This window comes from Burkholderia sp. Bp9015, assembly GCF_003853505.1.
Classification (GTDB): Bacteria; Pseudomonadota; Gammaproteobacteria; order Burkholderiales; family Burkholderiaceae; genus Burkholderia.
The window spans coordinates 1-13,999 of sequence record NZ_QTPZ01000019.1; the positions used below are offsets into that span (position 1 = coordinate 1).

Annotated in this window: 14 protein-coding genes and 1 pseudogene; 6 read left to right on the forward strand and 9 right to left on the reverse strand. The window is 67.7% G+C overall.

Annotation, left to right across the window (positions count from 1 at the left end):
- Positions 1–73: 73 nt before the first annotated feature.
- The gene (locus DIE12_RS20555; RefSeq protein WP_124487114.1) at positions 74–1,678 is read right to left on the reverse strand and encodes an EAL domain-containing protein; all 1,605 of its coding nucleotides are present in this window, start codon (positions 1,676–1,678) and stop codon (positions 74–76) included.
- Positions 1,679–2,146: 468 nt separating this feature from the next.
- Entirely contained in the window at positions 2,147–2,446 is a 300-nt protein-coding gene (locus DIE12_RS20560; RefSeq protein WP_124487113.1) for a hypothetical protein, read from the reverse strand.
- 395 nt (positions 2,447–2,841) lie between these two features.
- Between DIE12_RS20560 and DIE12_RS20565 the strand changes: the two genes are divergently transcribed.
- Both DIE12_RS20565 and DIE12_RS20570 read left to right on the forward strand, forming a co-directional pair.
- Positions 2,842–3,132: a transcriptional regulator gene (locus DIE12_RS20565; RefSeq protein ID WP_124487112.1), complete on the forward strand. Its 291-nt coding sequence runs from the start codon at positions 2,842–2,844 to the stop codon at positions 3,130–3,132.
- Between the two features lie 79 nt (positions 3,133–3,211).
- Complete coding sequence (locus tag DIE12_RS20570) at positions 3,212–3,463, forward strand: energy transducer TonB (RefSeq protein ID WP_124487111.1); 252 nt, start codon at positions 3,212–3,214, stop codon at positions 3,461–3,463.
- Here DIE12_RS20570 and DIE12_RS20575 read toward each other — a convergent pair.
- The 3 genes and pseudogenes from DIE12_RS20575 to DIE12_RS20585 form a co-directional block, all read right to left on the reverse strand.
- Positions 3,448–3,659, reverse strand: a pseudogene (locus DIE12_RS20575) (hypothetical protein); the annotation flags it as partial. The gene DIE12_RS20570 and the pseudogene DIE12_RS20575 sit on opposite strands and share 16 nt — an antisense overlap.
- Positions 3,660–3,808: 149 nt before the next feature.
- A complete protein-coding gene (locus tag DIE12_RS20580; RefSeq protein WP_124487110.1) occupies positions 3,809–4,243 on the reverse strand; it encodes a phosphatase in 435 nt (144 codons plus the stop codon).
- Positions 4,244–4,566: 323 nt separating this feature from the next.
- Positions 4,567–5,925, reverse strand: coding sequence for an NAD(P)/FAD-dependent oxidoreductase (locus DIE12_RS20585; RefSeq protein ID WP_124487109.1), 1,359 nt, complete (start codon positions 5,923–5,925; stop codon positions 4,567–4,569).
- Between the two features lie 100 nt (positions 5,926–6,025).
- Between DIE12_RS20585 and DIE12_RS20590 the strand changes: the two genes are divergently transcribed.
- Positions 6,026–6,979, forward strand: coding sequence for a LysR family transcriptional regulator (locus DIE12_RS20590; RefSeq protein WP_124487108.1), 954 nt, complete (start codon positions 6,026–6,028; stop codon positions 6,977–6,979).
- Positions 6,980–7,017: 38 nt separating this feature from the next.
- Here the strand turns inward: DIE12_RS20590 and DIE12_RS20595 are convergent, their stop codons facing one another.
- Complete coding sequence (locus DIE12_RS20595) at positions 7,018–7,239, reverse strand: hypothetical protein (protein ID WP_260427290.1); 222 nt, start codon at positions 7,237–7,239, stop codon at positions 7,018–7,020.
- A gap of 192 nt (positions 7,240–7,431) precedes the next feature.
- On the opposite strand from DIE12_RS20595, the gene DIE12_RS20600 reads away from it, so the two are divergent.
- Complete coding sequence (locus tag DIE12_RS20600; protein ID WP_124487107.1) at positions 7,432–8,337, forward strand: AraC family transcriptional regulator; 906 nt, start codon at positions 7,432–7,434, stop codon at positions 8,335–8,337.
- 295 nt (positions 8,338–8,632) lie between these two features.
- Positions 8,633–9,520: an NAD(P)H-binding protein gene (locus DIE12_RS20605; protein WP_124487106.1), complete on the forward strand. Its 888-nt coding sequence runs from the start codon at positions 8,633–8,635 to the stop codon at positions 9,518–9,520.
- Between the two features lie 27 nt (positions 9,521–9,547).
- Here the strand turns inward: DIE12_RS20605 and DIE12_RS20610 are convergent, their stop codons facing one another.
- Entirely contained in the window at positions 9,548–10,750 is a 1,203-nt protein-coding gene (locus tag DIE12_RS20610; RefSeq protein WP_124487105.1) for a benzoate/H(+) symporter BenE family transporter, read from the reverse strand.
- 229 nt (positions 10,751–10,979) lie between these two features.
- A complete protein-coding gene (locus DIE12_RS20615) occupies positions 10,980–12,005 on the reverse strand; it encodes a fatty acid desaturase (protein WP_124487148.1) in 1,026 nt (341 codons plus the stop codon).
- A 395-nt stretch (positions 12,006–12,400) separates the two neighbouring features.
- Here DIE12_RS20615 and DIE12_RS20625 point away from each other — a divergent pair, with 395 nt between their 5' ends.
- Complete coding sequence (locus DIE12_RS20625; RefSeq protein ID WP_124487104.1) at positions 12,401–13,225, forward strand: phosphate/phosphite/phosphonate ABC transporter substrate-binding protein; 825 nt, start codon at positions 12,401–12,403, stop codon at positions 13,223–13,225.
- Between the two features lie 24 nt (positions 13,226–13,249).
- On the opposite strand, the gene DIE12_RS20630 is transcribed toward DIE12_RS20625, so the two are convergent.
- The gene (locus DIE12_RS20630; protein WP_124487103.1) at positions 13,250–13,999 is read right to left on the reverse strand and encodes a GntR family transcriptional regulator; all 750 of its coding nucleotides are present in this window, start codon (positions 13,997–13,999) and stop codon (positions 13,250–13,252) included.

Sequence of the window (13,999 nt, forward strand, 5' to 3'; positions counted from 1 at the left end):
AGATCATGAACACGATATCTCTAACGCACCGCTCGCAACGCCCGTTTACACCGTATCCAATTTCAACAGCCTGCTAGGCCGGCATCGGCGCGAATTCCCGTTTCAGGTCTTCCGGTCGCTGCGGTCGCTGGTACAGATAGCCCTGCGCAAACTGAATCCCGACGGCATGCAGCGCGCGATGCTGCTCCTCCGTCTCCACGCCCTCCGCAATGATCTTCAGGCCGTAGTGGTGCGCGACGGCGGCGATCCCTTCGATCAGTTTCGCGTTGCCCGTCGTCAGCCGGGAGATGAACTGTCGATCGATCTTCACGTAGTCGAACGGAAAGCGCGACAGCATGTCGAGGTTGCTGTGGTGCGTGCCGAAGTCGTCGATCGCGAACTTCGCGCCTTTCGCGCGCAGCGTGGCGAACATCTCGGTGGTGCGCGGATTCTTCTCGAGCAGGATGCGCTCGGTGACTTCGAGCACCAGCGTGCAGCCCGGCGGAAGCCGGCGGATCGCGTCTTCGACGACGGACACGAAGCGCGCGCGTTCGAGATCCTTCGGCGCGACGTTGATCGCGACATGCAGCGGCATCGACGGCGCGAGCGCGGACAGTTCCGAGATGGCCGTGCGCAGCACGAATTCGGTCACCTTCGGCAGGATCGTGCTCGATTCCACCTGCGGGACGAACACCGCCGGACTGATGGGCCCCCATTTCGGATGCTGCCAGCGCAGCAGTGCCTCGACGCCGACGGTCCTGCGCGTTTCGACATCGACGATAGTCTGATAGACGACATGAAACTCGTTGCGCTTCAGCGCATTGCGAACGGCCTTCAGCAACAGCCGGCGCGGCGCCATCGCGAGCAGGTACGCGGCCGCGACGAGGCCGTTGACCAGCAGCGCGATCGTCACGCAGATCAGTCCGTAGCGCCGCTGCACCTGCGAAACGTAGGGTTCCGACGAGGTGACGGAGACCGTGAACGGCCAGGCGCCGGACGCGATCGTGCTGCCGGTGGGCGGCGCCGCGCCGAACGGCGGCACGAACGCGCCATGCTGATCGATGCTTCCGGCGCCTTCGATCGACAGCGTGGCCGTTTCCGCCCCGAAGCGGGTGCCGTGCGCGAGCATGTCCGCCAGATAGTCGCCTTCGACCACATAGAGGACGCCGGATTCGGGCGCGGTCGCACGAAACGCCGCCAGCACCGGAACGCGATGCTGAAACGGCGTTTGCCGAAGCAGCGTGATGGCCGTCATCCCCGGCTCGGGCGCGTGAATGTATGCGGCGAGCGGGACGTCGATCGCGCCCAGTGCCGACGAGCATGTGACGCGACCGTCGTTCGCCAGCCCGACGGCCCGAAGATAGCGCAGGTGAGTGCCTACTTCGGCGAGCGTCCTGAAGATCGTCATGCAGGGTCGCCCGACCAGCGCGTCCAGCTCGGCCGGGTGCCGCGAGCGAATCCCGTCGAGAATGCGGTCGACCGATATCACGATGTCGTTCGCGACGACGCGTTCGTGCTGCGCGATCGCGTCGCGCGCCAGGCGCCCGGCAACGACGAGCGCGACCACGAACACGAGGATGCAGACGATCAGGGCAAGCGGGAAAACGACGTGCGGCCACGCGCCGCTGCGCTGGAATGCGGGCTTCGGGGGCAGTGCGGGCGCGGCAGGTCCTCGGGTCGTACTTGTTGTTGTGCGCATGAGAATGCAGATCGAACCGGTCGATGGATAGACGCGATGCGTTCGCGGTGCCTGGCCGAGGCACCGCGGCTCGCGCCGATATCGGGACGCAAAGCGATTCTACGCTCGCGAAACGCACGAAGCGGCATCGCGGCGGGGCGCTGGATTCGAGGCGCTTCTCCGTAACATACCCCGACCACGCATGTATATCGGTATCGCACACGAAAAAAAACCGGCCGCATCGATGAGCGGCCGGGACAGAAGACACCGTCTCTTGGCACGAGGATGGTGCGCGGCAAGTATAAGGCGTGCAGCCCTCGATTACGAAATATTGATATTCAAAAATCGCGTAATTTCTTGATTGATGCTTGTGGGGAAATATTTGCATCGCGCGTCACTTCCGGAGATCCAGGCATCGGCGCGCCTTGAACGAGGCCCAACCCGCTTGCTGCGGGTTGTTCCAGCGCGTGCATCGGCGACAGCAGCGCTTCAGAAATCGTCGCGCATCTTGTGGAGCAGGTCGCGGGGAGATTGATGCGTGTCCACGGCGGTGAGGACGTCGGTCAGGAACCACGGCAAGTTCAGCTGCGTGTCGGGATCGCCGACGCACACGCGAATCGGCGGCGCTTTTGATGCAGCGCGGGAGCCGGGCGCCGTGCCAGCGGACGTGGAGGACGGTACGCAGTTTTTCGCTTGCTGCGGGACCGGCGACGCGGCACTGCCGGCGAGTGCCGGCAAGCTGGTGGCGGCGAGCAGGATCAGGAGGGCGAACGGGGTGGCGCGTTTCATGTGACTCTCCGGCGATGCACGTTCGACACCGTCGGCGAATCCGAGTTCGGCGTCGTCGGGGGCGATTGGATTTCAGCGTTCCGGCCCCGTGCGCGACGACATGTGCATACCGAAGCGACCGCGCGGCTGCCGCGCCGGTTCGAGCTCGCCCGCACCGGATCGATCGTTCAAACGTCAAGAATCGTTTGGATCTCCGGCAGACGCTTGCGGTGCGGAATGCGCTCCTTTATCGTGCCGCCACGACGGCGCCGATACAGGGCGTCGAGTCAGTTCCCAAAGGAGCATTCGTCATTACCGCATTCAATCGTCGCACGCATGTTCGTGCCTTTCTCGTCGCATCGGTCGCGTATCTCAACCTGGCTCATCCCGCGTCGGCGGCCTACACGGAATCGTGGATGAGCGATCACGACGTCAACGCGTACGCGCAGCAGGTCAAGCATCCGCCCGTGGCGGCGAGCAGTGCGGCGGCCGTGAAGCCGGGGCGGCAAACCGTTCGTTCGCAATCACAGTCGCAGTCGAAGGCGCCGGTCGCGGCGCATGCCGGCGCGAAACCTGCGCCGAACGCACACGCGGCCCCCGCGAAGACCGGCAAGGTTCGACATGCGGCCGGCACCGAGCCGAAGGCGCATGTCGCCGCGAAGCCGAAGGCCGCGCCGGCACACATGAGCACAGCCGCCCGGCATTGACGCGGCGCGCACACCGGCGTGCGTCGTTCATCGATGCACGGGGCGATAACCGTAGCATTCGACGATCGGGGAGAACTTCATGTCGCTGATGGATCGCCTGTTGTCACGCGGCGTGCAGACTCCCGCGTCGAGAAGGCGCGTGATCGTGCGGGTCTGGCTCGACGAGCAGGGGCGCGTCCGCGATCTCAAGGTCAGGCGCAGCTGCGGCGACCCCGCGCTCGACACGAAAGCGCTGCACGCGATCGCCGTGATGCGCTTCCCCGGCGGTCACCTCGGCTCCGGCGGGAAATCGGCGAAGCGCTGGCACGATCTCGATTACCCGGTGGACTGACGGCGCGTCACGGACACCCGTAACGGCGCTTCAATCCCGCGTACCGCGTAGTCGTAGAAGTGACTGCCCGCGGCGATCTTCGCGCCGTCGCACGCCGCCTGGAATTCCATCTCGCGCTCGTTGTACAAGCATCATCTTCACGATGATGCCGCGAGCCATTGCGATACACGTCCCATCGCATGTTCGCGGCCATCGCCGACATCCGGTCGCCGGGCAGTATCGGTCGAGCCTGGAAGTGTTGCAGGCCGCCTTGACGGCGGAATGTCGGAATTCGGTCGGGCAATCGTCGGCATCGCGCCGGATCGCGACCGGCCGGCGCGAGCCGGCCCGTATGCGGTGCTCGGCTCAGTGCACGCCTGCCGATGCGATCGAGCGCATCGTGTCGGTGATGCGCACGCAACGCGACATGCCGAACGTCTCGGCTTCGCGGCGTTCCGGTTCGCTGCTCGCGACGGCCACCGCGCGCTCGGGCGGCACGCCCAGCGCTTGCAGCGCGACGTCGAACGGATGCTGATTTGCTACGGAGTCCTGCTGATTGGCGTCGGTCACGACGACCGAGAAGCGGTCGAGGTTCGCGCGGCCGAACTGGCCTTCGAACATGTCGCTGAGGCGGGCGGCCGGCAGCGTCGTGACGAGACCGAGTCGATATCCTTGCTCCGACGCGCTGTCGAGCCACTGGATGATCGCATCGCGCTGGTTGCGCGATTCGTGCGAATCCGGTGTCGCTTCGATCTGCGCGAATGCGGCGTCGAGACGGGTGACGATGGCTTCGATGACCACGGTGATTCCTCTCCTGAGACGTGACGGTCCGTTCGCGGACGGGAATGCCCGACACCTTAGCGTCGATCCGGAAATTGCAACCAATTAATATTTATAGCCGACTCATAGGGTTTGACTGATGAATCGGGCGGCGAGCCAGTACCGGCGCGGGATGCACGCGATCCATGCGTTCGGGACGAATGGCATCGTATCGATGGCGTTCGATGTGACGCACCCGACTCATGCGCGATATGAATGCACCGGATGTGTGCACATGAAAAAACGGCGTATCGGGCGAGGTGCGCCCGATACGCCGTCTTGCGATGCCGCGTGGCCGTCGACGCTCAGTGCAGCTTGATCGACGGCTGGTTGCGGCTTTGCAGCCAGTGGCTCAGCGACTGGAATAGCGCGCGCTTCAGTCCGTACACGCTGAACAGGTGCTTGCGGTACAGGAACTTGTACAGCCCGATCGCGGCGAGCCCGTCGACGATCAGCGAGCGCGAACGCACGCCGAGGTCGGCCTGATAGACGGCACCGGCCTGGCCGAGCGACACGACGGTGCCCGCGTCGCGGAACGTGAAGCCGGCCACCGGCTTGCCGGCGAGGCGCCGCGCGAGCGCTTCGCCCAGGTACACGGCCTGCTGGTGCGCGACCTGCGCGCGCGGCGGCAGGAAGCCGCCCGCGTCGGCCGACGGGCACGCGGCGCAGTCGCCGAACGCGTACACGTGCGGATCGTCGGGCGTCTGCAGCGTCTCGGTCACGATCACCTGGTTCGACCGGTTGAGCGCGATGTCGCCGAGTTCCCGCAGCATCGCGGGGCCCGCGACGCCGGCCGCCCAGATCGTGATGTCGCTCGCGAGCCGCTCGCCGGCCGCGGTCGTGACCGCGTCCGCGCCGACTTCCGCGACGCGCGTGTCCGTCAGCACGTCGACGTTCAGCGTGCGCAGTTGCGCGTGCATCTTGGCCGACAGCCTTGCGTCGAGCGCCGGCAGGATGCGCGGGCCGCCTTCGATCAGCCGGATGTGCACGTCGCGTGCGGACACCAGCGCCTTGAAGCGATACGTCGTCAGCTGCTGGATCGCATGGCGCAGCGCGGCGGCCAGTTCGACGCCCGTCGCGCCCGCGCCGATCACGTTGATGCAGATCGGCGCGGCGCGCCGCGCCGGCTGCTGCTCGGCCAGGTGGTTCGCCTTCGTGCACGCGGCGAGGAACTTGCGGCGGAAGTCCTCGGCCTGGTCGAGGTTTTCGAGCGGCAACGCGTGGCGCGCGGCGCCCGGCACGTTGAAGAAATTCGTCACGCTGCCGACGGCCAGCACCAGGTCGTCGTAGCCGAGCTCGCGCTGCGGCAGGATCTCCGTGCCGTCCGCGTCCTGCACCGCGGCGATCGTCGCCGTGCGTGCCGCGCGGTCGACCCGCTGCAGCGCGCCCTGCACGAAGCGGAAGCCGTGGCGCTTCGCCTGCGCCGCGTATTCGATCGTGTGCGAGGCCGGATCGCGATGGCCGGACGCGGCTTCGTGCAGCAGCGGCTTCCAGAAGTGCGTCGGATAGCGGTCGACGAGCACGACGTCGGCTTGCCCGCGGCGGCCGACCGTGTCGCCGAGGCGCGTGGCGAGCTGCAGGCCGCCGGCGCCGCCGCCGACGATCACGATGCGCGGCACGCGCGGTGCGCGATCCGTTGCAAGGGTAGGCGTGATGGTGTCCATGTTGTGGCTCCCGCTGATGACGATTCGGATGACATTGCTCAAGAACCGACGATATAGTTTTGAACCTACGCGAACAATTTAATGTTTATAAGCGACTCATATGTATTCACTTATAGGAAAGACCGCGACGTTCCGGCAGCTGAAGGCGCTGGACATGATCGCGCGCCTCGGCAGCGTGTCGCGCGCGGCCGAGGAGTTGAACCTGACGCAGCCGGCCGTGTCGCTGCAGGTGCGCCTGCTCGAGGAGGCGGTGGGCGCCGCGCTGCTGCAGCGGGTGGGGCGCGGCGTGCAGCTGACCGCCGCCGGTGAAATCGTGTCGCGCTATGCGCGCGAGATCCTGCATCTGTGGAGCGAGGCCGGCGACGAAGTGGCCGCGCTGACGGGCGATCTCGGCGGCACGCTGCGGATCGGCGCGATCACGACGGCCGAGTACCTGATCCCGCCGCTGCTCGTGAAATTCACCGCGACGCGGCCGCACGTGAAGACCTATTTCAAGGTCGGCAATCGCGACGACATCATCCGCATGCTCGCGACGCATGAAATCGATCTCGCGGTGATGGGCAGCGCGCCGAAGGAGCTGCGCACGCACGCGGTCGAGTTCGCGAAGCATCCGATGGTGTTCGTCGCGGCGCCCGGCCATCCGCTGATGCAGCGCAAGCGTGTCGCGCTGAAGGATCTCGAATCCGCGCACCTGCTCGTGCGCGAACGCGGCGCGGGCACGCGTTCCACGGTCGAGAGCCTGTTCAAGACGGCCGGCTACCGCTTCCACGTGGGCTCCGAGCTGTCGAGCAACGAGGCGATCAAGCAGATGGCCGAAGCGGGGCTCGGCGTCGCGTTCCTGTCGTTGCACGCGTGTGCACTCGAGTTGCGCACCGGGCTGCTCGGGCAGTTGCCGTTTCCGGGCAACCCGATCGAGCGCGAATGGTATGTGGTCACGCTCGCCGATCGGCGGATCTCGCAGGTGACGGGGCTGTTTCGCGACTTCCTGATCAAGCAGGGCGCGCCGGTGATCGATGGCGCGACCGTCGCGCCGCACGAGCGGCGGCGCAAGTAGGCCGACGCGGGCGGCGCGTGTGCCCTGTGTCGCGGCGGTTATACGATCCCGAAGTCGTCGTTGCTGTCGGGAATCGACGCGAGCAGCCGCTCGAGCCGGTACCAGCCGATCATGCGCAGGCAGCGTTCGGCGAGTGTCGCGCGGATACTGCCGGAACGAGGACGGGAAACAGCGCGGGAAGCGCGGCGGGAAGCAACGCGGGTGGCCCCGGACGGCGGCGGCGCGGCGAACGTCGCGCGAAACGGGCGGCAATCGGGCATGACGGGCTCCGTAGGTGTCGGATGAGGCGATCGTAGGCGTGTCGGCGCTTGCTGGCGCGCAGGCACGGATCGGCTGGAGCAGAAACGGATGATCTTTTTCCGCGCGCTGCGGGAACGGGCGTTCAGGCCCGGCAAGCACCGCGGAAAAGCGTCACAATGCGCGTTCGACACCCGATCTGGTGGAGGGGAACCATGAGCGATCCGATTGTTGCCGCGCCGACCGACAACGGCGTGCCGGTCAGCCTGCGCTCCAGCCGCGGGCTTGGCTGGCGCGGCTTCGGCGCGTCGCTGCTGGAGATTCGCGCGGGCACGTACCGGATTCCGGCCGCCGAGCATCACCGCATCGGCGTGCATATCGGTTCACCCGTGCGCGCGGATTGCGTGTGCGACGGCGAACGCGTGTCGCGCATCCAGGCGCACGGCGACGTCGACGTGATTCCCGCCGGCCTGCCGGGCCGGTGGACCGACAGCGCCGACTGCCGGATCCTGCACATCGCGCTCAGCGACACGTTCGTGCGGCGCACGTTCGAGCAACTCGAGCTGAAGCCATCGCAGGCGCAGATCCGCCGGCGGCTGCAGGTGCGCGATCCGCGCCTGCAGCACATCGCGTGGGCGATGGCCGCCGAACTCGAGGCGGAAGACGCGTCGGACCCGCTCTATGCGGAGAGTCTGTGCACGGCGCTCGTCGCGCGGCTGGTCGACAGCCAGCCGGCGTTCCGCGAGCGCCGGCGTACGCTTGCGCCGAAGGCGGCGGCCCGCGTGATCGACTATGTCGAGGCGAATCTCGAGCGGCGCATGACGCTCGCCGAACTCGCGGCGCTCGTGTCGATCAGCGTGCCGCATTTCAAGGTGCTGTTTCGCGAGACGCTCGGGATGCCGGTGCATCAGTACGTGGTGCGGCGCCGGGTCGAGCGTGCGAAGGCGTTGCTGCTCGAAGGCCGGCTCAGCATCAGCCAGATCGCGCTCGAAGCCGGGTTTGCGCATCAGAGCCACATGGCGAACTGGATGAATCGCGTGCTGGGCGCGACGCCGACGGAGATTGCGCGGTCAGGGGCGCGGGGCGGGCTGAGGCTCGCTTATGACGGCGACGACCGTTGATCGGCTGCCGCACGGGACTGGTGCTCCGCGCGGGCCGACGATGGGCGAGTCCACTATCCGTCGTGCGTAGGCAATGTATTGTTCCCGATGCTGCAGTTTGGTCAGCGAAATCTGGTTAGGCTCCCCGGCAATCGTCCAACAACCTGCTGGACAATTGCCGGGTGCGGCCACGCAGCGGAAAAACTCGGCAACCGCCTGATCGGTCATCCATTCCTGCTCGCGTCATCCGTCCGTGCGCGTCACGTTGGCGATGCGCACCGACAATCACATCACCTTCATCCCCCAGGAGCGGATCGTGTTCGTGATTTTCGGAGCATCAGGCAACGTCGGCTTGTCGACCGTGACGACCCTGCGCCACGCAGGCCATCCCGTGCGCGCGGTGCTGCGCGACGCACGCCATCGCGAACGCTTCGCGCAACTCGGCTGCGAAGTGGCGATCGCCGACCTGACGGACGCACGTGCGATCGCCATGGCGATCGACGGCGCGCAAGCCGTGCAGATGCTGTGTCCGGTGCCCGTCGCCGACAGCGATCCGGCCGCGACGATGGAGCGGACGATCGACATCGTGACCGGCGCACTCGCCGCGAATCCGCCGCCGGCGCTGCTCGCGTTGTCGGACTACGGTGCGGAGCGTGAGGGCAACACGGGCATCACGCGGCTCTTTCATCGTCTGGAAGAAGCGCTGAAGACGGTCCCGACGCAACTCACGCTGCTGCGCTCGGCCGAGCATCTGCAGAACTGGACACGCGTGTTGCCCGTCGCGCTCGCAACCGGTGTGCTGCCGAGCTTTCACCATCCCGTCGACAAGGTGTTTCCGACGGTGTGGGCGCCCGATGTGGGTGTCGCGGCGGCGCGGTTGCTGCTCGATGCCGTCGAATCCGGCAACGGGCCGCGTATCGTCAGCATCGAGGGGCCGCAGCGTGTGAGCGTGCGGGACATCGCGGATACGCTCGGCGCGGCGGCCGACCGCGAGATCGTCGCGCGCGAACTGCCGCGCGATGCATGGACCGCGACGCTGTTGCGCGCAGGGCTCAGCGAACGGCATGCGCAATTGATCGTCGATCTGTACGACGTGCATAACGCAGGACAGATCGATGTCGAGGCCGGCGTGTCGGAGCGGGTGTATGGCACGACGACACTGGCGGACGCGCTCGCGACCCTGGTGCGCGCGCACGCGCGGTGAGCGGGGTGGCGGCAGAAAGGATGCGCGTTACGCCTGCCGCCGCGCCCTGCCGGACACCGCATACGCGACCGACCCGATCACGATCCCCCAGAACGCCGATCCGAGCCCGAGCCACGTCATCCCCGAAGCGGTCGCGAGGAACGTGATCACCGATGCTTCGCGATGCGCCTCATCCTCGAAGATCCCGTGCACGTTCGCGCCGATCGCACCGATCAGCGCGAGCCCCGCGAGGATCGCGACGAACGCCTTCGGCAGCGCGAAGAACAGCGTGACGATGGTGCCGGCAAAGAGCCCGCCGATCAGGTAGATCACGCCGTTCGCGATGCCCGCGATATAACGCCGGTCCGGATCCTCGTGCGCGTCCTTGCCGGTGCATAGCGCCGCGGTGATCGCCGCGACCACGATCGTGATCCCGCCGAAGCACGCGACCGCGAGCGACATCACGCTGGTCGCCGTGATGATCGGCCGCGCGCTCGTGTGGTAGCCCGACACGCGCAGGATCGTCATCCCCGGCAGGAACTGGCCGGTGAGACTGACGACGACGAGCGGCAGCGCGAGGCTGAGCGTCGTGCCGAGCGTCCATTCGGGGGCGATGAAGACCGGCCGCGCGATGCTCGGCGACACGTTGCCGAGATGCGCCATCCCGAGCAGCGTCGCGAGCGCGGCGCCCGTCAGCAGCACGAGCACGATGCTGTAGCGCGGCAGCAGGCGCTTGAAGATCACGTACGCGGCGATCATCCCGAAGCCGAGCACCGGCTGCGCGGTCGCGGCGGAGAACGCGTGCATGCCGAACGGCAGCAGGATGCCGGCCATCATCCCGCACGCGATGCCGCGCGGAATATGGCGCACGAGCCGGTCGAAATAGCCGGTGATGCCGATCACGAGGATGATCAGCGCGGCCGTGATGTACGCGCCGACGGCCTGGTTCAGCGTCAGTTGCGGAAAGAGGCCGACGAGCAGCGCGGTGCCGGGCGCCGACCATGCGGTCACGACCGGCACTTTCAGTTTCCAGCTCGCGAACAGCCCCGACAGGCCCGCGCCGATCGAGATCGCCCAGACCCACGAAGCCACCATCTCGTTGGACGCATGCGCGGCCTGCGACGCCTGGAAGAAGATCGCGAGCGGGCCCGCGTAGGAAATCAGCACCGCGAGAAAGCCCGCGGTGACCGCGGAGACGGACCAGTCGTTGCCGATCGAGCGGATCGCGCCCGGCGAGGTGTTCGGTTGCATCGTCGTAGGGGAGTGCGGCGCGCGGCCGGGAGGCTGAGCCAGGGCGAATGATTGTTGGAACCCCGGACGAGCCGTCATTCTGGACATTGCCGGTGGAATTGGCAATTCGCCGATGAAGCTCGGCGTTGTCGGCATTTTGTAATGAATGCGCGCCGGGGCGGCCTTGCGCGCGTGTCGTCGCGTCGTCGGATCGGGCGGCTTCACGGCGAAGCGCGGCCCCGCTCGCGCGTTACGTACTGATCTGAAGATATCCGGCGACGGCGGCGACCTTCGCACCGCCGCCCGTCGACAGCGACGCCGTGCCCTGGTCGAACGGGTGCACGGGCGTGTCGGTGGGCGTCCACGCATGGCGCGCCAGCAGTTCGCGATACCCGCCGCGGATCACGAAGCCGCCGCATTTCTCCGCATAGGCGTCGCGCCGCATCCGGTACGCGCGCGGCAGGTCGTACCACGGCAGCCTCGGCAGGTCGTGATGCACGAGGTGGTAGTTGTTGTTCAGGTATAGCAGCCGCATCGCGAAACCGGCCTCGTTGATCGCGATGCGCGCCTTCGGATGCCGTGCGGCGCGGTGCTCGAACAGCGAACGGATCATCGCGAGCGACAGCGCGGGCCACGTGACCGCCAGCAGGTAGTACCACCACGGCACGCCGATCGACCACTGCAGCCAGGCGAGCAGCGCGACCACGCAGGCGGCGTGCGTCGCCCACATCGGCAGATAGCGGAAGTCGCCGCGCCGGAACGCGGCGAACGCGTCGGCGAACATCGCGGCGATGCTCGTCGGCGGCCCGAACACGAGACGCCCGACGAAGGTGGTGCGCGCAACTGTCAGTGCGCGACGCCAGCGCGGCAGACGCGCCCACTGCTCGCGCGACACGTAGTTCGTTTCCGGGTCGACGCCCGGCACGGTCAGGTCCTCGTCGCGGTGATGGTCGAGGTGCGTGTCGCGATAGAGCGTGTACGGGTACCAGATCGTCAGCGGCGGATAGCCGAGCAGCCGGTTCACGAATGCGGAGCGCGTCGGATGGCCGTGCAGCAGCTCGTGCTGCAGCGACATGTGCCACGCGCCGAGCAGGATCAGCGGCGGCGTCGCGGCCGCGAGCGACAGGCGCTCGGCACGCACGAGCAGCAGCACGGCGAGCCAGCCGCCGTAGATCGCGACGACCAGCAGCCAGGTCGGCCACTCGGTACGGGCAGTGAAGCGGGCGTGGAGCGCGGCGATCGCGCGCGCGTGGTCGACGTCGAAGTATTCGGCCATGGTGCTGGGGCGGATGAAGCGGGTGAAGCCGGTGAAGCGGGCGATATACGGATAACCGGTAGCGGACGATCGCGCCGGTGCGGGCTGCGATGCGGTTGGCCGATAGGCGGCGCGGCTCGCGCTCAGCCGCTGAAGCGGCATGCGACGGCGTCGCGACACTGGAACGCTAACCGGGCCGCGTAGTCAGGCCAACCAAGCAATTCGGATTTGCTTATCGCTGCGCGGCCGATAAGCATTGCCGGCCCCGGCCCCGGCCCCGGCCCCGGCCCCGGCCCCGGCCCCGGCCCCGGCCCCGGCCCCGGCCCCGGCCCCGGCCGCGTGCCGCGTGCCGGACCCCGGCGACGCCCGGGCGGACGGGCTTTCTCCAGGGCGCCGCCAATGCGTAGAATGCCCGCATGAGCCAATGGATCGCCGGACTGCCGATGTACAACGTGACGCCGCGCCACGCCGCGCTGTGGCGCGCGCTGCTGCATGACGCGCTCGATGCGTTCGCGCGCGCCGGCGGGCCGGCCGGCGTCGCGTTGCTCGACGAGCCGTTCGGGGATCTGCACGCGCTGTGGCGCCGCAACGACCTGCTGTTGTCGCAGACGTGCGGTTATCCGTACCGGATGCTCGGATTGCGCGATACCGCGCACCTGATTGCGACACCGGCCTTCGATGCCCCCGGCTGCGACGGCGCGCGCTACAGCAGCGTGCTGGTCGCGTCGGCGCGCGTGCATGCGGGCGGCGCGACGACGCTGGCCGCGTGTCGAGGATTGCGAGCCGCCTTCAACGGTGTGGATTCGCATAGCGGGATGAACGCATTCCGGCACGCGGTCGCGCCGCATGCGCATGACGGACGTTTCTTCGGTTCGGTCGTGCCGTTCGGCTCGCACCTGAACGTGCTGCGCGCGCTGGCGGCAGGCGTTGCCGATTGCGCGGCGATCGATTGCGTGACCTTCGCGTACGTGCGTGACGCGCTGCCCGAGTTGTTGAAAGAGATCCGGACCATCGGCATGACGGCGTCGGCGCCGGGGTTGCCGTTGATCGCGTCGAAAGCGCTGGAAGGGCGGCTCGTGGAGGCGTTGCAGGATGCGCTCGATCACGCGGTCGCGCTCGATCCGGCGCGGGCGAACGCACTGCGGCTGAAGGGATTCGAGCGCCTGACGCCGGGCGCGTACGACACGATTGCCGGGTTCGCGCGGGACGCGGCCGCGCACGGGTATCCCGAGCTGGCGTGACCGCGTCGTCCGCGCGGCGGCACGCTAGAACGGCAACGTACCGGGCGGCGCGTTGCGCACCACCGCGAGTGTCGTGCCGATATGGTCTTCGAGCGCGAGCGCGGCGCGCGCATCGGCGCGGCGCATCGCGGCCTCGAACAGGCACGTGTGTTCCGCATGCACGTCGCGCTTCGAATCGCCGAGTCCGATGCACACGCGCCGGTAGCGCTCGCTTTGCTGCGACAGCATGCGCAGGATCAGATAGGTCCACGGCGTCGCGGCCGCCGAGATCAGCGATTCGTGAAAGCGCCGGTTACACGCTTCCCATGCGGCGCGGTGCTCGATCGACACCGGCTGCTCCCACGCCGACAACTGCTCGAAGCTCTGCCGAACACGCTGCGCCCAGGCATCGTCGCCATGCCGCACGGAGTCGCGCAGCGCATCGACCTCGATATGAATGCGCAGGCGCGTGATCGCTTCCAGATCGTCGACCGACATCGGCGTCACGCGAAACCCGCGCTGCCCTTCCGCGACGACCAGCGCATCGCTGACGAGCCGCGTGAGCGCCTCGCGCAGCGTGCCCGCGCCGACGCCGTACACGTCTTTCAGGTGCTCGACGCGCAGCTTCGCGCCGGGCGGGTAATGCCCTTCGATGATGTGTTGCCGGAGCTGGTGATACGCGTGCTCGCTGAGCGTGCGGGCATGCGGTTCGGCGGCGTCGGCGGCGTCGGCGGCGGCCGGTTCGAGCGCCGGCGGCGGATCGTCGAACGGATCGGCGGGCAGGATGCTGTTCAT

Coding starts and splice junctions, on each gene's coding strand:
- DIE12_RS20555 (WP_124487114.1), bottom strand. CDS start 1,678: ATGCGCACAACAACAAGTACGACCCGAGGACCTGCCGCGCCCGCACTG.
- DIE12_RS20610 (WP_124487105.1), bottom strand. CDS start 10,750: ATGCAACCGAACACCTCGCCGGGCGCGATCCGCTCGATCGGCAACGAC.
- DIE12_RS20570 (WP_124487111.1), top strand. CDS start 3,212: ATGTCGCTGATGGATCGCCTGTTGTCACGCGGCGTGCAGACTCCCGCG.
- DIE12_RS20625 (WP_124487104.1), top strand. CDS start 12,401: ATGAGCCAATGGATCGCCGGACTGCCGATGTACAACGTGACGCCGCGC.
- DIE12_RS20590 (WP_124487108.1), top strand. CDS start 6,026: ATGTATTCACTTATAGGAAAGACCGCGACGTTCCGGCAGCTGAAGGCG.
- DIE12_RS20630 (WP_124487103.1), bottom strand. CDS start 13,999: ATGAACAGCATCCTGCCCGCCGATCCGTTCGACGATCCGCCGCCGGCG.
- DIE12_RS20600 (WP_124487107.1), top strand. CDS start 7,432: ATGAGCGATCCGATTGTTGCCGCGCCGACCGACAACGGCGTGCCGGTC.
- DIE12_RS20585 (WP_124487109.1), bottom strand. CDS start 5,925: ATGGACACCATCACGCCTACCCTTGCAACGGATCGCGCACCGCGCGTG.
- DIE12_RS20565 (WP_124487112.1), top strand. CDS start 2,842: ATGAGCGATCACGACGTCAACGCGTACGCGCAGCAGGTCAAGCATCCG.
- DIE12_RS20560 (WP_124487113.1), bottom strand. CDS start 2,446: ATGAAACGCGCCACCCCGTTCGCCCTCCTGATCCTGCTCGCCGCCACC.
- DIE12_RS20595 (WP_260427290.1), bottom strand. CDS start 7,239: ATGCCCGATTGCCGCCCGTTTCGCGCGACGTTCGCCGCGCCGCCGCCG.
- DIE12_RS20615 (WP_124487148.1), bottom strand. CDS start 12,005: ATGGCCGAATACTTCGACGTCGACCACGCGCGCGCGATCGCCGCGCTC.